Genomic DNA, 22677 nt, shown 5'->3' on the forward strand with positions numbered 1-22677 from the left:
GCGGGCTTTTTTATTGAGTATTCTTGGTCAAGATTCGAGCTGATTCATGTTCTTGTTTAAATAATTGTCATACGGTGTGTCATGATGAAGCACATAAATAATGGATTACTAGGAGTCAATCACGATGACCACCACTTCTGCGCTTGCACTGTTTCTTGCCATGGCTCTTTCAGCTTTGATCCCCGGTCCTAGTGTACTGGCTGTGGTATCGCGCTCGATTAGCCAAGGTTTTAGACAAGGTATGTTTACCGTGTTAGGTATTTTGTTCGGCGACTATCTGTTTATCTTCCTCGCTTTATCTGGTCTATCTGCTGCCTCAGTTGCGATGGGGGAGTTTGCATCATGGATAAAATATCTTGGGGTAAGTTACCTTTTTTGGTTGGCGTATCAAACTTGGAATACCAGCATTGAAGGCAAGTTAGATTTACCTCAAAGCTCTGAGTATCGTCAGGCTTCAAGTTTGCTGAGTGGATTGCTGATTGCGTTGGCAAACCCGAAAGCGATTTTGTTTTATATGGGGTTCTTTCCAGTCTTCGTTGACGTGACGAGTATTCATGCGGGTGATGTCTTCATGATTCTGATGATTTCGACACTGTCTGTCGGTGGTGTGTTGGCGACCTATGCGTTTTTATCAGCGAAGTCTCGTTATATGTTCACTAATAGATTGGCCCGTAAGTGGTTGAACCGCTGTTCAGCGGGGGTATTGGCAACATGCGGAGTGATGTTGGCGACTAGAAATTAGGGTTTTGAATGTTTTAGGCTGAGTTGTTGATACAGTTTATTGCCTAAATCTCGGGCAACTTTTTGCTCAGCCGAGCAAGATTTTGCCCGAGTTGAGCAAGATCTTGCCCAGGCAATGAATACTATCAATATAAGTGATTGAATATTATAAATGCCATGGCTGGCATATCTTTTGATTTATTGGCATTGAGTTATTCACATTTAAATTTAAGGATAAAGCCATGCCAACTCCATGTTATATCTCACTAGAAGGTCAAACTCAGGGACTTATTACTGCAGGCGCATGTACTGCTGACTCGATTGGTGATAGCTACGTTGAAGGTCACGAAGATGAGATGCTAGTACAGCAATTTGATCACGTAGTGACAGTGCCTACTGATCCACAATCGGGTCAACCTTCTGGTCAACGCGTGCATAAGCCGTTCAAATTTACGGTTTCTCTCAACAAAGCTGTACCACTACTTTACAACGCACTGGCATCGGGTGAGAAGCTAAGCAACGTTGAGCTTAAATGGTACCGCACGTCACTCGAAGGTAAACAAGAGAACTTCTTTACCACCCGCCTAGAAAATGCGTCTATCGTCGACATTCAGTGTGAAATGCCACACTGTCAAGACCCAGCAAAGGCGGACTTCACGCAAAACCTCGTGGTATCACTTGCTTACCGTAAGATTACGTGGGATCACGTAAACGCAGGTACATCAGGTTCGGATGACTGGCGTCGTCCTATCGAGGCGTAATCCTCGTCTGAATAATCACGATTTGATGTTCAGTGTAACCAGTGGCAGAGGAAACTCTGGCGCTGGTTTCTGCATGTATACCCAAGTGACTTTAAAAGAGACTATCTCGCATCATGAGGTTACTTGGGTATATGACGGCAAAGAAGGCGCAATGGATGGCTAAGCTAACGTTTACTCTGACTGTGAAAGGATTACCTGAAGAGACCTTTGTGGTTTCGGGTTACCAAGGTAAAGAGTGTTTATCACAATCATCATGGGAGGGTGGCGAACCCTATTTTGGTTTTCGCTATAAAATCGAGCTTGCGAGTCGGCAGTCTAGTATTGCGGCGCAGGACGTAGTGGATAAACCCGCCCACCTGATGATGAGTATCGATGGCGAACCCGTGCAGTATGTTCATGGTATTGTGCGCCAGTTTGCTCAGGGCGAGATTGGTCATCACCACACCTTGTATTCCCTAGTGTTAGTGCCCGCCCTTGAGCGCCTCTCTTTACGCCAGAATAGCCGTATCTTCCAACTCAAAACTGTACCAGAGATCATCTCTATTTTATTGCAAGAGATGGGGATAGAAGACTTCAGCTTTGCCCTTACCGGAACACCGACTTCGCGCGAGTTTTGCGTGCAATACCGTGAGACCGATTTAGAGTTTGTACAGAGACTCGCGGCAGAAGAAGGGATCAGTTACTACATTGAGCAAACTGACACGAAACACTCGGTAATTTTTGTCGATGACAGCGCATTGATTGCTAAATACGCCCAGCCTGTGACACACAACAGCATGGCAAGTGGCGTGATGAATGAGCCATATATCTCACACTTTGCGATTGCCCATCAAACCGAGCCTAGCCATTTAGAGCTAAAAGATTACAGCTTTAAAAAGCCCGGTTATGGCTTTACCCAAACGAACATGGGTAGTGATTTAAGTTTTCAACATAGCCAATATGAACATTACGACTTTCCAGGGCGCTATAAAGACGACGGTAGCGGTAAAGCCTTTAGCCAATATCGATTAGAGTATTTAAGGCGCGAATCCCATACCGCACACGGTAAGAGTAATCATCCAGCTCTACACGCAGGGGTGAAGTTTGATTTGATTGAGAACTTAGAGCTCACAGCGAACCGAGATTGGCTCGTGGTGGAAGTGAGCCACCAAGGTACGCAACCACAAGCGCTGGAAGAAGAGGGCGGCAGCGGCGCAACCACCTACAGCAATCAATTCAAAGTGATCCCCGCCGATAAACCATGGCGGGCAGAGCCACAACCGAAACCACAAGTGGATGGCCCAATGATAGCGATTGTTGTCGGTCCTGAAGGTGAAGAGATTTATTGTGACGAGCATGGGCGAGTCAAACTGCATTTTCCTTGGGATCGCTACTCCGCCGGTAATGAGCAAAGTTCATGTTGGGTGCGCGTCTCGCAAGGTTGGGCTGGCGCGCAATATGGCTTTATGGCGGTGCCACGTATTGGACATGAAGTGATTGTTGAGTTCTTACATGGCGACCCTGATCAGCCGATCATTACTGGGCGAACCTATCACGCCACCAATACGCCGCCTTATGCTTTACCTGAGCACAAAACCAAAACGGTACTGCGCAGTGAAACCCACCAAGGTGAAGGCTTTAATGAACTGAGCTTTGAAGACCAAGCCGGTACTGAGAAAGTCTATTTACACGCGCAAAAAGATTTTGCCGCAGACATTCTCAATGACCACAGTACCCACATTAAGCATGACCAGCATCTTATTGTAGAGAACGATCGTTTTACTCAGGTGGACAACAACCAGCATTTAGTGGTGACGGGTGAAAGCCGAACCAAGATCAACAAAGACAAGTCTCTCGTGGTTGATGGCAGCTTGCACCAGAAGGTCTCAAATTTACATGCCGTTGATGCGGGCACCGAGGTGCACCTGCAAAGTGGCGCCAAAATAGTGATTGAAGCGGGTAGCGAGCAAACATTCAAAGTGGGCGGTAACTTTGTAAAAATCGATGCATCAGGTGTGACGATTTCGGGCGCGACCATCAACCTCAACTCCGGCGGCAGCGCAGGCAGCGGCAGTGGGTTTGGTGGGAAGATGGCAGAGAATCCATTAGGGGTGGAGTCGCCGGAAGTTGAATCTGTATTTTCAGATCTCAATATCATTCCGACTGAGCAAAGTATGCCATTGCACCAGCAAGTCTTAGCGGATTTATCCAACAGCACCGCAATAACTCAGCTATGCCAGAAGAAAGCAGATGGCTCGTGTCCTTTGAGTGATTGTCCGTGTAGGGAAGGGCAATCATGAACCAACAGCCTTATTCGCAAAGCTATGAGCCCCGAAATGACAAACAACGCCACTACGCACTGCTAGCGTTTTATTCTGATATGCCTCAAGAGTTGTATAAAGCGATTGATGGACATAATGTTTGGCCATTGTATGGCAGAACCGTGCTCAAAGGGATGTTGGAGCATAGCCCTTACCTGATTGAATTGAAGCAGCACGATGCTCTAATCGCAGAATTACCTCAGACACATTTATTACTGTTTTCTGCGCCTGATAAATACAGTAAAGATGACGTGCTCGACCATCTAAGAAATCGCATGAAAGTCACGTTTGATAGCAACCGAAAAGGAATTTTTCATTACTATCAACCGGAGATCGCCAGTTATTTTTTCTTGGCGGAACGACGTGAGACACAAAATTGGATGGGCATCCTTTCCAGCGTTAGTTGGCTTAATCAAGTTAAAGCTGAAGAACAGGAGTGGAGGACCGTTGAGAATGAACTTGATACTGAGGAAGCTCTCAGTTCAGTAGATACTCAACAATGGGTGTTAACCGCTTCTCAAGCAGAGCAGCTCAATCGACAGTGGCTTGATCGGTTTATCGAGCAGAGCCTAGAGAGCCAAACTATTTCCGCGACTCAGTGGCAAAATTTGAGGCTGGCTTATTCCAATTGCCAGCAACTAGCCGTAACAGATAAGTCTCAGATTCAACGTTACTTCTCGCTGGTCTTGGCAGACGAGTCCACGTTGCAACTTATTCCCCAAGATATTGCATTAGCCGTCAATTTAACTGACCAACAGAAAATTGATCTAATCGAAAACAGATTCAAGGAAAATAACCATGTCAGCTAATTTTTCCTCCGCACCTGCCTGTAAACCTATTATTCCTATCTATCCAGTACGATATGGTTACATCAATATCTTCGATGACCTAGTGCCAGCAGCTAATCCGCCTGAACTATCAGTAATGATGAACAATAGGGATGTAAAGCAAACCAAAGGCTATGCGATTCGTTTGCTTCGTGAAGGGTGGGTATATATACGCGAGGAAGACAGCAACGAGCTGCTACATATCTTCAAATACACCCAGAAACAAAATGGTGATGCGGTCACAGAGTGTTTTGAAAAGTACTTGTATAAGAATAAAAAGAACGCGCAAGGTGGTTTAGTTTTAGATACTTCGGTTCGCAAAGATCTGCCATTTGCGTTTGTTTCGGCTGATACATCGCAAATCTCAATTGTCTACACCGAGCATGAACTTTCGCCTAATTTGATTGATCGTATGCATCAGAAAAAAGATGTACGCGAGCAATCAATGCAATTAATTGATCTTTCCGCAGAGCAAACAAGTCATTCGGTCAAGGCGACAGAGGAAAATCTAAAAGGCTTGGTTGAGGATTATCGGGATTTTAAGGAGCGAATGCTCACTCGTATTTCAGGTGATGGTGATGAACTAGAGGAGTTTAGCCTTGATGTTTTGACTACTCAGCCGAGCTATCAGCAAGATTCTGAATTATTGGCGGAGCATTTGAAACAAGAGTACTGCAATCAAGATAGGGCAAGGCTTGTTGCTCTGTTTGATCCTGTCGGCAGGCAGATGGAACTGTCTCAAGTACACGCCAAGTTAACTATATGGGAAAACGATCATGCTGCAATGAATATTTATCCTTATACCATAGGCGAGATGGTGAATGGATTTTTGATTCATAAAGACCCTGAAATTAAGAAAATTGCAACGGATAATATTGATACTGTCAGTCACGATAAATATTGGTCCGCTATGCGGGACGAGCGAGCATTATTTTTCTCTCGAAGAGTACAGATTCTCGAACTGTATAGTTATTTTTCTCAGAGTGACAGAACTGTAAACGAAGTCGGTACACTTACAGCCTTTATCCACAATTTTATTGATTTAGACCCAAGTGATAACCCCTTATGCGAACGTGAAATTCAAAAACTCGCTTTACTTAGTTGTTTGATTTTTGATGGTTTAATGAGTTCTTCTGAAGGAAGTATTTTACTAACAGATTTGATTAACAAAGCACACTCTGAGGAATTAGTAAGTAAGAATGTAGTAAATACTTATGAGCTTGTAGTGAATGGATTATTTACTTTAGTGACTATTCCACAGTCTGAATTTAACTGGGATAAAGCCACTAAAGTTGCGTTGGACGCAATGTATAATTGGGTAGGATCTAAATGGGGAGAAATGCGAGCAATCCATCTATATGGCCAACAAAATGCATGGAAAGCAGTTAATCAAATTAAAGCATCAGCAGCACAATATACGGTTGATAAATTGATCCCGAGTATGCTGAGTGTTTTTGGTCTCGAAATTGACGGTGAAAAAGTCAAACTTTCTGCCGATGAATTGACGCGTACTTTTGCACAAGCACTCGATAAGCAAATTGCTTGGGGAAAAGGGTTAGGCACTATAGCTAGTGATCACATCCTTGAAAATGCGGAAAGTAAAATGAAAGTAGGCCAAGATATATTTGATTGGGGAGAGCAGCACAGACAAGGAAGATTAAATATACAGTGGGAGTTAGCAAAAGTTAAGGTAACCCGCTTATCTGGCGAGCATTTTTCTTTTGTAACTAATGAAGCCGTAACCGGAAACATAGGGATACTGTTTGATAGTGGTTTTGCTGGATTATCAGCTTTTTTCAACATTTCCAGTATTACAGCTATAGCTTTGCAAACGGATTATGATCAACGCGATCCGCTCAAACATGCTGGGCGACGATACGATGCTTTGGCCATGACATCTGCCATTTCGGCGCTTACCGTTGATACATTGTCAGTTGCTAGGGGGGCAATGGTTGCTGGACAAGGTGTAGTAAAGGTACTGCCAGCTCGAGTGGCTGTGCGTTTACTTCCGGGATTAAAAAGCGGTGCTGAACATACGGCTCGCCTTTTGGCTGGAAGGGCTGTGGGTAGCTTGATAGCGATAGCAAACTTCGCCACAGCAGCCACTTCTTTCTACAATGCTTGGCATAGTTTTAATGATGGACAAACAGAGCTTGGTATCGGACACGCCGCTATTGGTATGGGTTCCTCATTGCTGTTTGTTGGTGCAGTAAAAGCATTGGTAGTATCAGGTGGTGGCGCGGTAGCAACAGGTGTAGGTCTACCTGTTGGCGTCGCTTGTTTTGCATTGGCATTGATTGTTGGTGGGGTAAGTTTAGTGTATGCCTTTGAGAAAAACCCGCTGGAGAATTTATTGTTTTATTGTTTTTGGGGGAAAAGCAAGAGGTATCCTTTTTGGAATGCTGTTGGGCTTGATAATTTAGCTATAAAAGACAGGCTTTACACAGCAAGTAATGAACCACAAACAGTTTCTCGTGCCTATCAAGTAGAGCTACAAGAGTTTATGAATCTATTAGCCATGCCTCAATTAACGTTGGATTTGGATTATAAGGAGAGTTCTACACGCTTTTGGTTTGGTAATATGGGCGGTAAAGAACGCACTTGCCGTTTTCAATTTAAGCTGCCTCAATTTCGCCCAGGTGTTTCAGAGATGCATGCTGGCTTGTATACTCGCTCCGGCTTAGATGAGATGGGACGTTTCTATTCGTCTTATAATGATGAACTCACCAAAAAGTTTAAAGAATCTATAAAACAAGCACTATTAGAACCATCAAACTATGATTTTAATGAAAGCACGTTAAGTCTTGATATTAAAATGGAGTTTAATGAAGATATCAAATTAATCTGGGTCTATAAGCCGACACCAGATATCGTGGTGCCATTACGATGGTTAAATCGTAGCGGTGAATTAAAAGATCCAGTAATCGGAATGCTAAACGATCAATTTATGGAGATATATTAATGCGTCGTCATAAAGAAAGAGCGCCATGGAAGCTGATATATGCTCGCCCTTTATCCATTTGGTGGGATGATTTACGAAGAAGCGTAAAGATCGACCCGCAAGATGAACCACTGTCTCCGATAATGTCAGTCACAGATACGATCATGACAGCAAAAGGTGCTAGTCAGACTGCTCGCATGATTTACTTACTCCCATTAATGTTGCTCTCTTGGTTTGTATTTTATATAAGTGTTGATGTTGTCTATCCTGAAAAAATTGAATCAATTGAGAAAATATCTAATAGATTCATCGACTCAAGCAAAAAAAAATTCGGAGAGGACTATTTTTTAATTACGGAAGATGAGTCTATTGCTAGACTTTACAATAGAGTTGGTGGTGATGGCAAAATGAGCTTTGAAGAATACTTAAAATATCGAGTGTATCAAGAAGGCGGATATTTATATCTTGGTCTTAAAATTTTGTTCTTCTTAGTTTGTTTATCTTGTGCCGCTTATTGTACTTACCTGATGATTTTCTTTCGCCGACAAGCGGATTTCTTTTTTGACCGAGAAAGGCAGATTGTTTACACCTGGCATCATAATAAAGTGATGGGATGTAGGTTCGAAAACTTGGGTATTATCGAGAACAAACTTGGCTTGATTATGTTTATGTATGGTGAATATCCGAAACGTGGTCAATATCAACATATATTCCGCTATATGCAACCGACAGATAAAGGCTACTTTTGTACAGAAGAAGATAATAACTATTTTCTTGCTGCTGTGCTCAAATTTATGGCAGAGGGTAAAAGTGCGATTATCACAGGTAACGAGTTTCATCGCCCGAAGAGCTTTAGTTTGATGGAGGATAAGCAGCCAGAAGACTTTGATCAGCGACTAGAAGAGGTGTTAAAGCGTGAGCATAAATTAGTCGATGTCTATGCCGATAACGAATTGAAGCAAGCTGAATCAGATAAGAAGTTTTTTTAATGGAATAAACAATTAATGCAACGCAACCCAAGAAGAAGTGCTTTTAAGGCGGTATATGCAAGACCGTTATCTTTATGGTGGGAACCGCTACGCAATAACAGTGAGGTGACCCCATTGGAACAGCCTTTGCCGCCATTGATGTCAGTGAATGCTAAGGTAATGACAGCTAAGGGTGTCTCGCAAACCGAACGTTTTGGAAAGTTTTTTATCATTATGGTTCTATCTTGGTACGTTTTGTTTATGAGCGCAGACTTGTTATATCCAACCAAGGTTTCGAGTATTGAAGATAGTTACAATCATTCGATTACGCTTCTAAAAAAAAGATATGGAGATGACTACTTCAATGTGACTAAAGATGAAGTGTCTCTTGCTATATATAATAGAGTTGGTGAGGATGGAAAATTAAGTTTTGACGAGTATGTTAATTACAGACTAGATCGCGAGGGTGGTTATACTTCGATAATAATAAAAGCGTTATTTTTAATTATTACTCTGTCAATTGTATCTTGGTCAACTTTTCAGTTTTTCTTTATGCGCCGATTGGCCGACTTCCACTTTGATCGAGAGCGGCAGATCGTTTACACCTGGTATCGAAATAAAGTGATGGCTTGTCGCTTTGAAAATCTAGGTATAATTGAAGAGCCAGGTGGTTTAACACTATTTATGTATGGTGAGCATCCCCATGAAGGTGTACACCAACACATGGGACGACATTTACTTCCTACCGATAAGACTCACTTTAATACTGAAGATGATAACACCTACTTTCTTGCCACTATTGTTAAGTTTATGGAGCAAGGTAAGGACGCTATTCTGATAGGCGATGAATATCAAACCAAGCAGTATTTCTTTTTCCGCGAAGATCCAAAGCCAGACAACTTTGAGCGACGTTTAGCGGAAGTACTTAAACATGAACATGCTCTTGTTGATATCTACGAGAAAAACATTGAGCGACAAGCAAAGGCTGACCGCAGTTTCAGCATATTTCCACCCAAGGAATTGTGACTTACGTTAAGCATCATTAAGAAATAGTCGATATAACATTACTCACAAGGAAGGCGAGTGAAACGGAAAAACAGCCATGGTTTTTTGGTTAAATACCAATACCCTCAACGTTTAATTAAATGGCGTGATGAGTTTGCAAAGCGAGAGCCGATAGAGCCAGACGTTGATCCATTAGAGCCTTTTATGTCTGTCACGGATGATGTGCTGACAGTGCGTGAGGCAAGTCATGGCTTACGTTTTTCTTTTCTGTTGCCATTGGTGATTGGCTTATGGATGTTATCTTTTACCTTTATTGGCGGTTTGGGTCCTAACTCAGCTTCTGTTGCAACCGGAAAAGAAACGCTGATTGACTATCGAGAAAAAGAGCAGAAAGGGGTAGAGTTTAACGATTTTCATGAACACTGGTATAACTATTACAAACTTATGTTTAATAGTGAGGGAGACTATTCACTGCTGAGTTACAGCAACGCGGTATTTGAGTATGGCACCGAAACTCAGCGTGAGAATCTGATAGTTGAACTAATTATCTCAACTATCATAGGCGTACTAACTATTTATTTTAGTGTTTTCTTGGTTAAGTCACCAAGACCTGCTGAGATCTATTTTGATCGCAAGCGCGGTATTGTTTACACATGGCTATTTGGTCGCTTGGCTGGCTGTCGGTTTGAAAACCTTGGTTATTTAGAACGAAAAACAGGGTTAATGCTGTACTTGTATAGTGAGAGTAAAAAACATAAGGGTGGTTACGAGGCATTGCCGATAACGTTACACCCAACAGGTAAACCACACTTAAACTCTGAGCTGGATAATGACTACTTTTTTGCACAGATTTTTAATTTCATGGCGAATGGTAAGAGCGCGTTAATCACTGGAGAGAGTTTTCATCGTCCTCAGCCTAAAACGTACTTTTTTATTGATAAAAGACCAGAGCCTTTTGAAGAGCGTTTAGAGCAAATATTACAACGTGAACATATCCTGCCTGACCTCTATGAAAACCTCAAAGTGGTCAATTAGTAAAATGATGATCATTAAAATAGTTTTAGTAACGCGGGTAGTGATGGATAAATACGTTTAGAGACAGGAATATTAATGCGCCGATTGGCAGACTTCCATTTTGATCGAGAGCGGCAGATCGTTTACACCTGGTACCGAAATAAATTGATGGCTTGCCGCTTTGGATCGCAAGCGCGGTATTCTGCCTAGGTGCTGTGCTTGACGGAGATGCTCTGATTGAGGTTACGGCTACCGCGATACGTCATGATGAACAACATCTATAGACCAAGGAAATACCTTGTTGCTAAGGATAAATTTAACTGATTGATATGGGGTGCGATGAGAGTATGCCAGCCATTACTCTTTATGTTCCCGATAAAATACCACCCATCACTTACCCTACAACTACCGATTACTGTATAATCGAGCACTGTTTTTTATTTAGTAAACCCTAGAGTTTACTTTATCTAAGTGTCGAGATATTATCCTGATTACTTAGGTGAGAATGCTTAAAATAACAACAATCCTTACCCGTCTCACACAATACAGAGGTGCTTTATCGACTTGATAAAGCGTGTATTAATTTTGGCTAAGACTCAGCCGACCAACGTTGTCGGTAAGGTTTAGATCGCCACACATTTCGATATTTATTAATGAAATTACGCTCGTTGTTGTTTGCAACATCTTTTGTATTTGCTGCCGGAGCAAATGCTGAATCCTTCTCTTTACCGATCTGGAAAGAAGAAGCAGAGGCCCTTGGCTATGAACTACCAAAAGCTTTTGGTCTCAACTTAAGTTACATGGGCATGGAGCAAGGGATCAATGTTGAGTCTATTGCGCTGAAAGGGCTTAAAATCCCAGGGTTGAAACTTGATATGGAAGCGGAACCGGGCAAGCAAGTGACTGATGTGATCACGTTAAGAGCAGATGTTTGGTTACTTCCATTTCTCAACGTATATGGATTAGTTGGTAAATTAAGTGGTTACTCGCAAACAGACGTAAATGTTAGTGCAAAGTTAGGCTTTATTGGACCTATAAAAGGAAGAATAGAGGACTTCCAACTCGATCTTGATGGTGATATCAAAGGTGCGGGCTTTGTTTTGGCCGGAGGTTATGAGCAGTGGTTTGCGTTGGTTGATGCTAGTTATACCCAGACTGATCTTACCGTTGTTGATGGCTCGATTGATGCGATAGTTATGTCTCCTCGTGTGGGCTATGACTTTCATCGCAACGGCGTGCCGCTGCGTCTTTGGGTTGGTGCAATGTATCAGAATGTAGAGCAAAAGTTGTCAGGATCAATTACTGATTTAGGTTTGCCTCCAGCGTTAAGTGGCTTGTTGTCTGATGATGCCCGATTCGAGGTTAAACAAAGTCTTGCCTCAGAATGGAACACCATTGCTGGTATGCAGTACCAGATTAATGACAGTTGGTACTTACTTGGTGAGATGGGCTTTGGTGAGCGTGAAAGCCTGTTCTTCTCGTTTGATTACCGCTTTTAGGGAGTAGTGGTGATGAGAGCTGTCTGTATCGCTATCTGTTCATCAGTTTTTGCCGCTTCACCGGTTTTTGCTCAAGAAGAGCAGGGCTGGATGGATGAGTTACTCACAAAATTGGGTTCAAGTGAAACGGTTGATGAATCAAAGCTAATCGATTGGGGCGTGTTACCGGGTCCATTTGTAAACCCTGAGCAAGGCTTTGGTATTGGCGTTGCGGCAGTTGGTCTTTATACCCCTTATGATTGGCAAAAAGGCGATCCTTATTCGACGCTAACCGTCACCTCCTACGGTTCCACCTCGGGATCTTATGGGTTAGGTGTCAATAACCGCACTTATCTTAATAGCGATAAAGTCCGTCTACTTGGTGAAGCTTGGATTAGCCATACGCCTGGCTATTATTGGGGCATTGGAACCCGTGCTGCGGAAAATGACAGCAGAAAAGTGCAGTATGAAGCGCAGCGTTTGCAGTTCAATCCGAAGCTTGCGGTTGAAGTGCTACCGAATACTTACCTTAAAGCGGGTTGGCAATGGCAATCCTATAGCGAACTGAAAGGCGTGGATGGCGATATTCTACCGACAGAAATGCAAGATGCGACCTCAAGCGGTAGCGTGATTGGCTTTGAATATGACACTCGCGATTTTGAGCCTAACCCAATGCATGGGCAGTTTATTGATATCGAATGGACGGCAAACCGTGAAAGTCTTGGCGGTGACAGTAACTACGATAATTTGATCGCCAACATTCGTCACTATCAGCCATGGTCTGAAGCGACCATCATCGCGATGGAAGTGTATTCCCAATCGATTATTGGCGAAGCGCCTTGGTTTGACTACGCGCAGCTGGGTGATGATCAACGTATGCGTGGTTACTACCAAGGTCAGTATCGCGATAAACACCAACTTTCCACCCAAGTTGAAGTGCGCCATACCATTTCTGGTCGCCATGGTGTGGTGACGTGGTTGGGCATGGGCAATGTCGCGCCAACATATGGTGAGTTGTTTGAAAGCGATTGGCTACCAAGCGTTGGTGTTGGCTATCGCTTTACCTTTAAAGCACGCATTAATGTGCGAGTGGATTTTGCTGTTGGTAAAGAGAGTACGGGTTTTTACTTTCAAATAAACGAAGCATTTTAGAGGTGGTGAGTGAAGAAAGTCGCATTGTTATTGTTAAGTTTGGTAGGTGGATTCGCTCAAGCCGACGAGCTTAAAGCGCCAGTGGGAGTTAGACCTTGTTGTGCCTTTGGTATGGATCTTAAAGCGCAACTGGGTAGTATTCCCGTGCCCTTTTTCTCTCTTGAGAACATCCTAGCCGCTGATGAAGTGGGGACGCATCGATACAACGATGGCAGTGAGTCGGTGTCTGGCAGTTTACTTGGGCTTAATGATGAAGTGAATGGGATCATCTTTACTAAACAGGGCGGCTTTATCGATACTGCTCATGTACGCGATACCGCTGATTACACTTACTATCTCTATCAGCTTAATCGTCACTATCTCGGCTCTGATGCAGAGTTTAGTCTGCCTGCGGAACTGCGGGTGCGCACGCTGCGTTGGAGCAAGCAGGATACGGTGTTAACCGAACCGCAGCGTTTACAATACAGCGCCCAAGCTGCGGCTCTCACCGCTTACCGACTTGCTCAGTGGCATGAAATTGCGCAGTGGTTTGGTATGGTCTCAGTGACGGGGTTTAAAGAATACGCCTCGGCATTTTCTTCCGAAGATCTTTACTCAAATATGCTTGGGGCAATGCTAGCGCGAGACATTTTACTCAAGCAGCCGGATGCCTGCCCTGATGGGTTCGCTCAAGCGATGGACAGTGTTTTTCAGCAAGCGTTAGAGGCGCTAGAAGTACAACCTAAATCGGTGACCCGTGACGTTATGCAGCAGCTCGACGGTGTTTGGTGGGATAGCAGTCGCCGCTTGCCAGATAAGTGGGTGGTACTGTTTCGTGACTACCATTTAGGTCTAGAGCTCAAACCTAACTATCCAACCGCCAAGCAAGTCTTGAGCCTTGATGCTCATTTTTCCAACCAGCAAACGATAGAAGATTGGGTTGAGCTAGAATTGCATGCCAGCGCGCAAGAGACGTCATTCTCTCAATTGCCTCAGGTGTTGACCGCTATGCCGATTTGGCGTGCAAAGCAGTTCCAGATGATTGCGGATTTTGCTCGCCAGAGCGATCAAAACACTCATCCTCATCAGTGATGAATTTAGTTAAGCCTTTGGTGCTGACCAAAGGCTTAATGCTTGTGTTTCTTGCTTTAGTAGAGGTGTTCAAACTCTGCAATACGTTCCCTGCCGCGCAGCAATAAGAAGTTTAGGAAGCGACTAGAGCTAGAAGTGATGATTTTCTCTTCTGCTACCTCATACTTGTTTAACAAAGCAACGGCATAGTCAAGGTTCGCAATGTCTTGACAGAAATGCGCGTCCGAACCTGTGGTGAAATAGACACCAATCTCTTTTCCAATTCGTACAATCTCATCACAACGGACATCGCTACCAATGCGACTTCTGCCGGTCAGTGAGGAGTTGTTAACTTCAATCGCGACATTGTGTTCTTTCGCACAGCTCAGAACGGTTTCGATATCAAAAGTAAAGTTAGGGTTCCCTAAATGCCCAAGTGCATCGGCTTTGCCGTTTTTAATCACGTTGATCAGGGCTTGAGTATGTTCTCGCTCACTTGCAGGTCGAAATACCGGTTCATGGAAGCTGGCTAATACCCAATCGAGATATTGAAAAGATTCATCGAACAAATCAAGCTCACCGTCGGTATTGAGGGTGTTGGCTTCAACACCGCGAAGAATACCTACATTACTAAGAAAACGTGGCAGTACGATTTGGTTATGGAAGAACCAGTAGTGTGGCGCTCCAGGCATTTTAGGTGCGTGGTCGGTATTACAGAGCAGCTTTAATCCTTTGCGTTGTGCGGCTTCTGCGTTTTCAATAATGGTGCTGTATGCGTGACCACTAGCCAGTGTATGGGTATGAGTATCAACCACTATGTCCATTCTTCCCTCCCGAAAAATGCAAAGCAACGGCTCGAAGCAGAGTTGAATATGGCTCGTGAATCGTTGCAAAGAATATGCTCAAGCCGCGCTAGAACGTTTGAGCAATACTACAGAAATGTTCAAATATTCTGCGATTTAACTCACGCTGTTGCAAGTAAATCCATATCAAAAAAGAGGTCAATTTTAGCAATATATGTTTCCTCTTTGAGCAAATTTATAATCGCTAACGAAAGCGATAATTTTACTATCCAGCTAGCAAAAAAATTTTTAAACTCGCGCCGTCTTTTTCAGACTTTGTTCGTCTAAGTAGTTAGACGATGATTAACTTTGCGTAATTGAATAAATGAAAAACACCCCAGAAACGTTGGAACAGATTAAACCTTTGCTTTCTCAACAGCTTATTGAAGATGTTTGTGAATGGGCAATCATGCATGGAGTTGCTTTTAAACAGTCGGATAATACCGCAAGACATTGTCCGTTTAGCATTGCGCCAACCACATTAGAGCGCCACATGTATCAACATCTGTTAAAGGTGACCCCTTTAATCGCTAAGTTGATCAGCAATGTCTCTGAAGATCATCAGTTCTTGCGTCAATCGCTCGCCAATATGTCACAAGCCGAGCCGTTTTTTGCTTTGCTGATGTCAATGCATCAGCAACTGCATGGCGCAATTGAACAAACTGAAAATGAAGCTCGCTTATTGCTAGCACCTGCGCGCGAGCCGCTACTGTTGATGCGCACAGACTTTATGGATGACCGCGAATTGGGCGCCAAAGTGATTGAGTTTAACGGTATCGCCGCTGGCATGGCACCGTTTGGACAGCGTGCGACTCAGCTTCATCGCTATATTGAGCAGCAGTGGGCAATGCAGTTCCAACAATGGTCTGTTGCCCAAGCCGCAACGCCAGCGGATAACCTTGGTATGGAGCAGTTGGCGCTGGGTATTGCGACGGCGGCAAAGAGCATAAAACGAGAGTTTGGCGATCAAGGCAAAGCAACGTTTTTGATGGTGGTTCAGCCCAATGAAGACAACGTTTATGATCAACATTTGTTGGAAGTCGCATTGCAAAATTTAGGCGTGCGAACGGTGAGACGTACTTTTGCGCAGCTCAGTTATCAGCTATCAAGCGGTGAAAATCAGCGCTTGATGCTGCAAGATGTAGGTGCGATTGATGCGGTGTATCTGCGCGCCGGTTATCAACATTCTGATTACTGCGATCCTGAGATTGTTGAAGCGCAGTGCTGTCATACTCTGAGCCAAACTCGCGTATTTATCGAGCAGCATAAAGTCGCAATGAACGCGACCATTAGTCAGCAATTGGCGACCAGTAAATCGATGCAAATGGTGCTGACTATGTTGCCTGCTGAGCAATATTTGCGTTGGGGTTTAACCCTTGAAGAAGCGGAGCTGGTTAAAAGCGTGCTGGCGGAAATGAAGCCGGTAAACTTAGCCAATATCGAATGGTTTAATCGCCATGCCGACAAATCTCAGTGGGTACTAAAAAACCAAGGCGAGGGTGGTGGTCATTGTATTTTTGCCGATGACATCGGAGTCAAACTGGCGCAATTGAAACCGGAAGAGTATGACGCATGGGCGTTGATGCAGCGCTTGTATCCCCATGAGCGTGAAAAACCAACCGTCGCAATTCGTGATGCTAAGCAGACCATCGTGGATGATTTGATCAGTGAAATTGGTTTATTTACCGCGCACTATAAAGGGCAACCAGTGACGGAATTTGATGGCTATGCTGGCTATTTAATTCGCAGCAAACCTGCGAGTGAGAACGAAGGTGGTATCCACAGTGGTAAAGGCATACTTGATTCGTTGATGCTGGTGGATTAAGCCGTTTCCAACTTCGCAAGTTGATGTTAATACCAATCAGCATAAGTCTTTGATCATTCTTGCTGATTAAAATCGCTGATAACGTTGTTGCAGATTTTGTAATTAGAATAACTAGTTAGCTGCAATCTGCGCCTAGTTCTAAGCGATTTTTCTTGCGCTTTACGTTGCACAAATTAGCTGACCACTTACTTATCCTGATTGGTATAAGAAGCCGAGCATTGCTCGGCTTCGTCGTTTTTGTATTGGTAAGTATCACGCTACTGCAGGAGAGCGACGCTCAACGAGCCATGCGCGAATATGGTCATAAGCGAGGTTGAATACAAAGGCATAAATGGTGATAAAAATGGTGACGCCGATGTCCATAACTAACGCTTCCCAAAGGCTCACTTGCAGTATGTAAGCCATCACAGGTACGGTAAAAAATAGCAAACCTGCTTCAAATAAAACCACATGATTGATGCGCGTCATCAAAGAGCGCTGCTCTTTTTTGCCGGGTACAAATTTATCGAACACCCAGTTAAAAAATACATTCCAAATCATCGCGATGGTTGCCACAACTATCATGGTTCCTGATAGATGTGCCACTTCATGATCGGTAAAAATAGCCAAACCTGTAATCGCCAGCGAAATTGCTAACACTTCAAATAGTACTGCGTGAAATACGCGCTCTAAACGACTCACTCAATAGTCCTCATAACTAAAAACAGGCGGCGATTATGCGGTTTTGAGATTAGAATGAAAGTTAGCAGCTATCACACATCGTGATGGCTTGGTTGATGGCAGCTTCAGAGTCCTTTATGTACAGTCTTGAACAACTCAAAATCTTTGTCACCGTGTGTGAATGCGGCACGGTGTCTGCGGCAGCTCGTAAGTTGAAACGCGCTCAATCTGGGGTAAGCCAGTCTATTGCTAACTTGGAGGTGGCGATTAATCAAGACTTGTTCAGCCGCGAAAAGAATGCGCTCAGCTTAACGGCGACGGGGCTTGCCTTGCTGCCGATTGCCCGCTCGATTCTTGGGCAGCAGCAATTGTTCGATCAAAAGGTCGAGTCTTTAGAGCAAAGCATTGAAAACACCCTCGCGATTGCGGTTGATGAATGTTTGGTGACGGATGAGTTGTTAGCGGTTCTTTCTCATTTAGCACAAGCATTTCCGGTGACCAACATTGAGTTGATCACGGTGTCGACGTTTGATGTGGAAGAGTTAGTGCGCAGTAATAAAGCGCAAGTCGGTATCATCTTCGCGGATGGAGAGTTAAGAGAAGATATGGACTTCTTTACCCTTGGACAGATGCGCTTTGTGACCGTGGCAGCGAGTGAGCACCACCTTGCCAGTTTGGTGGAGGTACGCGACTCAGACTTAAAAGCCCATAGGCAAATTGTTCATCGCAGCGCCAGTGAAAAGGAGCTGTGGTTTAGTTATGGCATTAGCTCCAATTATTGGCATGCTAACAGTCACCAAATGATGGTGACGCTCGCCAGCCAAGGCATCGGTTGGGCATTGGTACCCGAGGTAATGGCAAGCCCAATGATTGAGCAAGGCAAGCTTGCCAAGTTGCCGGTTGCGCATGAAAAAGAGGGTTGGCTCACCACCACTGGCTGCCTTGTATCACGCAGCCAAGCGTCAGGTCCGGTGCGCGAGAAGTTGATTGAGCTGTTGCAAAACATGTCGTGATGACGAGTAGTGCAATCAGGGGTAGAAGGTAACCATGTGTACTTCATCTAACATGGTTACCATTTCTAGTGTGGTACTACTTAATCACCCCACACACCACACGTGCACCGCCACCGCCAAGTGGGGCTGGGTGATCGGAGTGATTGTCGCCGCTCGCGTGAATCATTAATGCGCGCCCGCTTAAATCACTCATTTTCACTCTTGGTGCCAGAACAGGTTGAGTTGCGCTGCCATCTTTGGCGACATACAACGCGGGCAGATCGCCAAGGTGGTTGTCATCTGTCCAAGGAAGACCATGTTTACCTGTTTTGGCGGGGTCATAGTGACCACCTGCTGCGCCACCAAGTACGGTTTTGCCCTCTTTTTCTGAGCTTTCACATGAAGGGTTAGTGTGGACATGGAAACCATGTACGCCCTCAGTTAAGCCTTGCAGTTGTGGAGTAAATACGGTGCCGTATTCGGTTTCCATAATGGTGACTGTCCCTGCCGAGTTGCCACTTTTTAGGTCAACCATTTCTACGCTCATTTCTGCCGCCATCGCAGAAGTCGCTGCCATACATAAAGCCGTTATTAGTAGTTTTTGCTTCATCGCTTTTTCCTTTATCGATCTATTCCAGTGACCGCCTATTCATCCTCGCTGGATAACGCGGTTACCTGGCTATAAGTATGGCGAGAAAAATGATAATTGCCGCATAGTCAGCAAAGGTTCTCAATTGTGACAAGAAAACCGATGCCGACAGAAAAAAGTGTGAAGATTTAGGCTAGTGGGGACTCGCCTTATAGGGACAGACACCTCAAGCTGACTCGAAATCTTGCAGGGACAGACACTGCAAGCTAGATGCACAACGCCAATTTAAACGTGATTTAGAGAGTGACTCCAGATTTAAAAATCGCTAGTTCACGAATGCCGTTGCGCTCGTTTTTCGTTGGCTCACCGCTGGCAATGGAAGTGAAACATTCTATAAATTGTTCCAACATGGTCTCCATGGTGACACCTTCAACCAGAGCTCCGGCATTGAAATCAATCCAATGTGGTTTGTTGTTTGCCAGTTCAGAGTTGGTTGATAGCTTCATGGTTGGTACGAAACCACCATAAGGTGTGCCACGTCCGGTGGTAAAGAGCACCATATGGCATCCACTGGCTGCGAGTGCCGAGGTTGCGACCGCATCATTACCTGGTGCACTCAGTAAGTTTAAACCTGGTGTCGTTAAACGCTCATCATATTCAAGCACCCCAATAACCGGGCTAGTCCCCGCTTTTTGTGTGCAGCCCATCGATTTGTCTTCAAGGGTAGAAATGCCCCCTTTCTTGTTGCCCGGTGATGGGTTCTCATAGATCGGCTGATTGTGATCGATAAAGTACTGTTTAAAGTTATTGACCATATCGACGGCTTTGCTAAAAGTTGCGTGATCAATACAGCGTTCAAACAGTAGATGCTCTGCGCCAAACATCTCGGGCACTTCGGTTAACACGGATGTGCCACCGTGTGCGATAAGATAATCAGAAAATTCACCGAGTAGCGGGTTGGCGGTAATACCAGAGAGACCATCTGAGCCCCCGCATTCAAGCCCGACACGAAGTTTCCCGACGCTTATATCCGTCCGCTTGTCTTGCTTAACGGTTTGATAAATTTCTTCAAGATGCGCAACGGCGACTTCAATTTCATCTTGCTCTTTCTGCGCAATCATAAAGCGCACTCTGTCTTCATCAACCTCACCAACGCACTGTTTAAATGGACCGATTTGATTGTTTTCACAACCAAGCCCAATCACAAGAGCACCACCTGCGTGAGGATGATTGACCATATTGGCTAAAATTTGTTTGGTATTTTGGTGATCGTCGCCGAGTTGAGAGCAGCCGTAGTTGTGTGGGAAGAGATAGACGCCATCACATAGCAACTCAGGGTGACGCTGCGTAAAGCGCTGAATCGCTTGTTGTGCGATACCATTGACGCAGCCTACGGTAGGAATGACCCAAATTTCATTGCGAATGGCTACGTCCCCATTGCTACGTTGATAGCCGTGGAAGAAACGCTCGGCAAGGTTAGAAGGTTTGATTGGGCTAAAGTTGGGGTGATATTGATAGCTATCGGTATCAGATAGCTTGGTTTTGATGTTATGCGTATGCACCCACTCACCAACAGTAATATCGGCTTTGGCACAACCGATTGGGCTACCATATTTGATAATATCGTGATTGGCTGATATTGGTGCTAAGGCAATTTTACTTCCGCGTTCTACATCCTGTTTTACAACAATGGATTGATCATCAATTTCAATTGTTTGTCCGGCTTCTATTGCTTGTAGGCAAACTAATACATTGTCATTGCTATTAATTTTTATGAATTTTTTCATGGGTATCCCAATTAAGTGACCCCGTCCGACCCAAATATACTAGCCTTGTTTCGGTATTTTAATCAAATAAAAAACCACAAAACCGTTTAAAGAGCATTAAATAAAGCCAGTTAACTCTGAATTAAGCCTTTTAATCTACTACTTTGGTTTTAATTGCCAAATTAAATACAGATAAAAAACAGGTAAAGATGATCACATACACGTTTTGTGGTTATAAAAAATTAGTTGCCGCCTCCCTCGACCTAGACTCGCTTCATATTCGATAACACCTGTCCGACGCAGTGTTTACCTAGATTAGGTATCAATAAGATGCCAACAGAAGGGACAATAATGGAACAACTAAATAGAGACATTTCAACGCAAGCTTATCGCCCAGAGAAGGTGATTCAGTTCGGTGAAGGGAACTTTCTTCGTGCATTTGTTGATTGGCAGATTGACCTACTCAATGAACACACTGATTTCAATGCGGGTATAACCATCGTTAGACCGATTGACGCAGGCCACCCAAAATTGGATGTCCAAGGTGGTGTCTTTACTGCCTTGATTCGTGGTCTTAATGAGCAGGGCGAAAGTGTTTCGTTGCCGCGAGTGGTGACCTCAGTGAATCGTGAGTTGTTGGCATATGGTGAATATGACCAAGTGCTTGCCATCGCGGAAAACTCAGAATTGGAATGGGTGGTTTCCAATACCACGGAAGCAGGGATTTATTTCGATGAAAATGATGAATTCGCCACGCGCCCACCGAAATCTTTTCCTGCCAAGTTAACGCAGTTTCTTTATCACCGCTATCAACATTTCAATGGTGCCAATGATAAAGGGCTAATAGTTTTACCGTGTGAATTGATAGACGCAAACGGCGAAAAACTAAAAGAGATCGTGCTCAAATATGCACAAGTTTGGCAGCTAGAAAATGACTTTTCTACGTGGATTGAGAACTCAAACGTATTTTGCTCAACCCTTGTTGATAGAATTGTCACTGGATATCCAAGAGATGAGATCAATGCGATTGAGACTGAACTTGGTTACCGAGACGATTTCTTGGTTGCTGCTGAGTATTTCTATCTGTTTGTCATTCAAGGTCCAAAGTGGCTTAAACAGAAATTAAAACTTGAACAGTGCCCACTCAATATTGAAATTGTCGATGACATTAAGCCCTACAAAGAACGGAAGGTTGGTATTTTAAACGGCGCACATACAGCGATGGTTCCTGTCGCGTATTTAGCGGGCATCGATACGGTGAAAGACGCGATGCAAGACGCCGAGATCTCAGCATTCGTGGATCGTCTACTCAATGATGAAGTGATCCCTTCTTTAACGATGGATTCTGAGGATCTTAAACAATTCAAACAAAGTGTACTGGCACGTTTCAGTAATCCTTTTATCACCCACTACTTAACCTCAATCGCGTTGAACTCATTAACTAAGTTCAAAACGCGCTTACTTCCTCAATTGATTACCTACAGTCGAGAAAATGGCATAGCACCGAAACATCTGAGTTTTAGTTTAGCGGCTTTGTACTGTTTTTATCTGGGTAAACGCGGTGAGGAAGATATTCCTCTTAGTGATGACCAGCATTTGCTAGAAGCTTTTGGCGCATGGCGTCAAACCATGACTGACCACAGTGACAATGTGGCGCAGTTTCTAGCCATGGCACATCACTGGGATATTGACTTAAACGAGTTACCTGAGCTTACGCAAACGGTAGCGACGTATGTCAACGCTATCCAAACACTGGGTATGAAACAAGCAATGAAGCAGCTGTAAAA

19 protein-coding genes are annotated in these 22677 nt (G+C 44.1%); 15 read left to right on the forward strand and 4 right to left on the reverse strand.

Annotated elements, in window-relative coordinates:
• Positions 1 to 124 precede the first annotated feature (124 nt).
• The 12 genes from GZN30_RS14900 (at position 125) to GZN30_RS14955 (ending at position 14237) form a co-directional block, all read left to right on the forward strand.
• Positions 125 to 742 (forward strand): LysE family translocator, encoded by a 618-nt coding sequence (locus GZN30_RS14900; RefSeq protein ID WP_075647626.1) that lies wholly within the window; start codon positions 125 to 127, stop codon positions 740 to 742.
• A gap of 220 nt (positions 743 to 962) precedes the next feature.
• On the forward strand, positions 963 to 1481 hold the full coding sequence (locus tag GZN30_RS14905; protein WP_075649535.1) for an Hcp family type VI secretion system effector: 519 nt from the start codon (positions 963 to 965) through the stop codon (positions 1479 to 1481).
• Between the two features lie 25 nt (positions 1482 to 1506).
• The gene (locus GZN30_RS14910; protein WP_161987076.1) at positions 1507 to 1644 is read left to right on the forward strand and encodes a hypothetical protein; all 138 of its coding nucleotides are present in this window, start codon (positions 1507 to 1509) and stop codon (positions 1642 to 1644) included.
• Entirely contained in the window at positions 1637 to 3760 is a 2124-nt protein-coding gene (locus GZN30_RS14915) for a type VI secretion system Vgr family protein (RefSeq protein WP_161987078.1), read from the forward strand. The genes GZN30_RS14910 and GZN30_RS14915 overlap by 8 nt, the downstream gene beginning before the upstream one ends.
• On the forward strand, positions 3757 to 4590 hold the full coding sequence (locus GZN30_RS14920) for a DUF4123 domain-containing protein (RefSeq protein WP_075650188.1): 834 nt from the start codon (positions 3757 to 3759) through the stop codon (positions 4588 to 4590). Before GZN30_RS14915 ends, GZN30_RS14920 begins: the two co-directional genes overlap by 4 nt.
• Positions 4580 to 7570: a toxin VasX gene (locus GZN30_RS14925; protein ID WP_075650190.1), complete on the forward strand. Its 2991-nt coding sequence runs from the start codon at positions 4580 to 4582 to the stop codon at positions 7568 to 7570. Before GZN30_RS14920 ends, GZN30_RS14925 begins: the two co-directional genes overlap by 11 nt.
• Positions 7570 to 8538 (forward strand): hypothetical protein, encoded by a 969-nt coding sequence (locus tag GZN30_RS14930; RefSeq protein ID WP_075650192.1) that lies wholly within the window; start codon positions 7570 to 7572, stop codon positions 8536 to 8538. The genes GZN30_RS14925 and GZN30_RS14930 overlap by 1 nt, the downstream gene beginning before the upstream one ends.
• A 15-nt stretch (positions 8539 to 8553) precedes the next feature.
• Positions 8554 to 9543: a hypothetical protein gene (locus GZN30_RS14935; RefSeq protein ID WP_161987080.1), complete on the forward strand. Its 990-nt coding sequence runs from the start codon at positions 8554 to 8556 to the stop codon at positions 9541 to 9543.
• A 57-nt stretch (positions 9544 to 9600) separates the two neighbouring features.
• Positions 9601 to 10557, forward strand: a complete 957-nt coding sequence (locus GZN30_RS14940) for a hypothetical protein (RefSeq protein ID WP_075650196.1) — start codon at positions 9601 to 9603, stop codon at positions 10555 to 10557.
• A 632-nt stretch (positions 10558 to 11189) separates the two neighbouring features.
• Positions 11190 to 12035 carry a hypothetical protein gene (locus tag GZN30_RS14945; RefSeq protein WP_075650198.1) on the forward strand — a complete coding sequence of 282 codons (846 nt, stop codon included), beginning with the start codon at positions 11190 to 11192 and terminating at the stop codon, positions 12033 to 12035.
• Positions 12036 to 12047: 12 nt separating this feature from the next.
• Positions 12048 to 13166, forward strand: a complete 1119-nt coding sequence (locus tag GZN30_RS14950; protein ID WP_075650200.1) for a BamA/TamA family outer membrane protein — start codon at positions 12048 to 12050, stop codon at positions 13164 to 13166.
• 9 nt (positions 13167 to 13175) lie between these two features.
• Positions 13176 to 14237 (forward strand): DUF4056 domain-containing protein, encoded by a 1062-nt coding sequence (locus GZN30_RS14955; protein WP_075650202.1) that lies wholly within the window; start codon positions 13176 to 13178, stop codon positions 14235 to 14237.
• A 56-nt stretch (positions 14238 to 14293) separates the two neighbouring features.
• On the opposite strand, the gene GZN30_RS14960 is transcribed toward GZN30_RS14955, so the two are convergent.
• Positions 14294 to 15040 (reverse strand): phosphatase, encoded by a 747-nt coding sequence (locus GZN30_RS14960; protein ID WP_075650204.1) that lies wholly within the window; start codon positions 15038 to 15040, stop codon positions 14294 to 14296.
• A 343-nt stretch (positions 15041 to 15383) separates the two neighbouring features.
• Between GZN30_RS14960 and GZN30_RS14965 the strand changes: the two genes are divergently transcribed.
• Positions 15384 to 16883 (forward strand): glutathione synthase, encoded by a 1500-nt coding sequence (locus tag GZN30_RS14965; protein ID WP_075650206.1) that lies wholly within the window; start codon positions 15384 to 15386, stop codon positions 16881 to 16883.
• Positions 16884 to 17135: 252 nt separating this feature from the next.
• Here the strand turns inward: GZN30_RS14965 and GZN30_RS14970 are convergent, their stop codons facing one another.
• Positions 17136 to 17564: a PACE efflux transporter gene (locus GZN30_RS14970; RefSeq protein WP_075650208.1), complete on the reverse strand. Its 429-nt coding sequence runs from the start codon at positions 17562 to 17564 to the stop codon at positions 17136 to 17138.
• A gap of 116 nt (positions 17565 to 17680) precedes the next feature.
• On the opposite strand from GZN30_RS14970, the gene GZN30_RS14975 reads away from it, so the two are divergent.
• Positions 17681 to 18556 carry a LysR family transcriptional regulator gene (locus tag GZN30_RS14975; protein WP_075650248.1) on the forward strand — a complete coding sequence of 292 codons (876 nt, stop codon included), beginning with the start codon at positions 17681 to 17683 and terminating at the stop codon, positions 18554 to 18556.
• A 76-nt stretch (positions 18557 to 18632) separates the two neighbouring features.
• On the opposite strand, the gene sodC is transcribed toward GZN30_RS14975, so the two are convergent.
• Both sodC and GZN30_RS14985 read right to left on the reverse strand, forming a co-directional pair.
• Complete coding sequence (gene sodC, locus GZN30_RS14980) at positions 18633 to 19145, reverse strand: superoxide dismutase family protein (protein WP_075650210.1); 513 nt, start codon at positions 19143 to 19145, stop codon at positions 18633 to 18635.
• Between the two features lie 275 nt (positions 19146 to 19420).
• Complete coding sequence (locus GZN30_RS14985) at positions 19421 to 20911, reverse strand: UxaA family hydrolase (protein ID WP_075650212.1); 1491 nt, start codon at positions 20909 to 20911, stop codon at positions 19421 to 19423.
• A 330-nt stretch (positions 20912 to 21241) separates the two neighbouring features.
• On the opposite strand from GZN30_RS14985, the gene GZN30_RS14990 reads away from it, so the two are divergent.
• Positions 21242 to 22675 (forward strand): tagaturonate reductase, encoded by a 1434-nt coding sequence (locus GZN30_RS14990; RefSeq protein WP_075650214.1) that lies wholly within the window; start codon positions 21242 to 21244, stop codon positions 22673 to 22675.
• The last annotated feature ends 2 nt before the right edge of the window (positions 22676 to 22677 follow it).

The sequence above is a fragment of the Vibrio ponticus genome, from assembly GCF_009938225.1.
In the GTDB taxonomy this organism is placed as follows: domain Bacteria; phylum Pseudomonadota; class Gammaproteobacteria; order Enterobacterales; family Vibrionaceae; genus Vibrio; species Vibrio ponticus.

What these genes read in the sequence shown, in the direction of transcription:
- GZN30_RS14900 (WP_075647626.1), top strand. Translation starts at nt 125, where the DNA reads ATGACCACCACTTCTGCGCTTGCACTGTTTCTTGCCATGGCTCTTTCA.
- GZN30_RS14905 (WP_075649535.1), top strand. Translation starts at nt 963, where the DNA reads ATGCCAACTCCATGTTATATCTCACTAGAAGGTCAAACTCAGGGACTT.
- GZN30_RS14910 (WP_161987076.1), top strand. Translation starts at nt 1,507, where the DNA reads ATGTTCAGTGTAACCAGTGGCAGAGGAAACTCTGGCGCTGGTTTCTGC.
- GZN30_RS14915 (WP_161987078.1), top strand. Translation starts at nt 1,637, where the DNA reads ATGGCTAAGCTAACGTTTACTCTGACTGTGAAAGGATTACCTGAAGAG.
- GZN30_RS14920 (WP_075650188.1), top strand. Translation starts at nt 3,757, where the DNA reads ATGAACCAACAGCCTTATTCGCAAAGCTATGAGCCCCGAAATGACAAA.
- GZN30_RS14925 (WP_075650190.1), top strand. Translation starts at nt 4,580, where the DNA reads ATGTCAGCTAATTTTTCCTCCGCACCTGCCTGTAAACCTATTATTCCT.
- GZN30_RS14930 (WP_075650192.1), top strand. Translation starts at nt 7,570, where the DNA reads ATGCGTCGTCATAAAGAAAGAGCGCCATGGAAGCTGATATATGCTCGC.
- GZN30_RS14935 (WP_161987080.1), top strand. Translation starts at nt 8,554, where the DNA reads ATGCAACGCAACCCAAGAAGAAGTGCTTTTAAGGCGGTATATGCAAGA.
- GZN30_RS14945 (WP_075650198.1), top strand. Translation starts at nt 11,190, where the DNA reads ATGAAATTACGCTCGTTGTTGTTTGCAACATCTTTTGTATTTGCTGCC.
- GZN30_RS14950 (WP_075650200.1), top strand. Translation starts at nt 12,048, where the DNA reads ATGAGAGCTGTCTGTATCGCTATCTGTTCATCAGTTTTTGCCGCTTCA.
- GZN30_RS14960 (WP_075650204.1), bottom strand. Translation starts at nt 15,040, where the DNA reads ATGGACATAGTGGTTGATACTCATACCCATACACTGGCTAGTGGTCAC.
- GZN30_RS14965 (WP_075650206.1), top strand. Translation starts at nt 15,384, where the DNA reads ATGAAAAACACCCCAGAAACGTTGGAACAGATTAAACCTTTGCTTTCT.
- GZN30_RS14975 (WP_075650248.1), top strand. Translation starts at nt 17,681, where the DNA reads ATGTACAGTCTTGAACAACTCAAAATCTTTGTCACCGTGTGTGAATGC.
- sodC (WP_075650210.1), bottom strand. Translation starts at nt 19,145, where the DNA reads ATGAAGCAAAAACTACTAATAACGGCTTTATGTATGGCAGCGACTTCT.
- GZN30_RS14985 (WP_075650212.1), bottom strand. Translation starts at nt 20,911, where the DNA reads ATGAAAAAATTCATAAAAATTAATAGCAATGACAATGTATTAGTTTGC.
- GZN30_RS14990 (WP_075650214.1), top strand. Translation starts at nt 21,242, where the DNA reads ATGGAACAACTAAATAGAGACATTTCAACGCAAGCTTATCGCCCAGAG.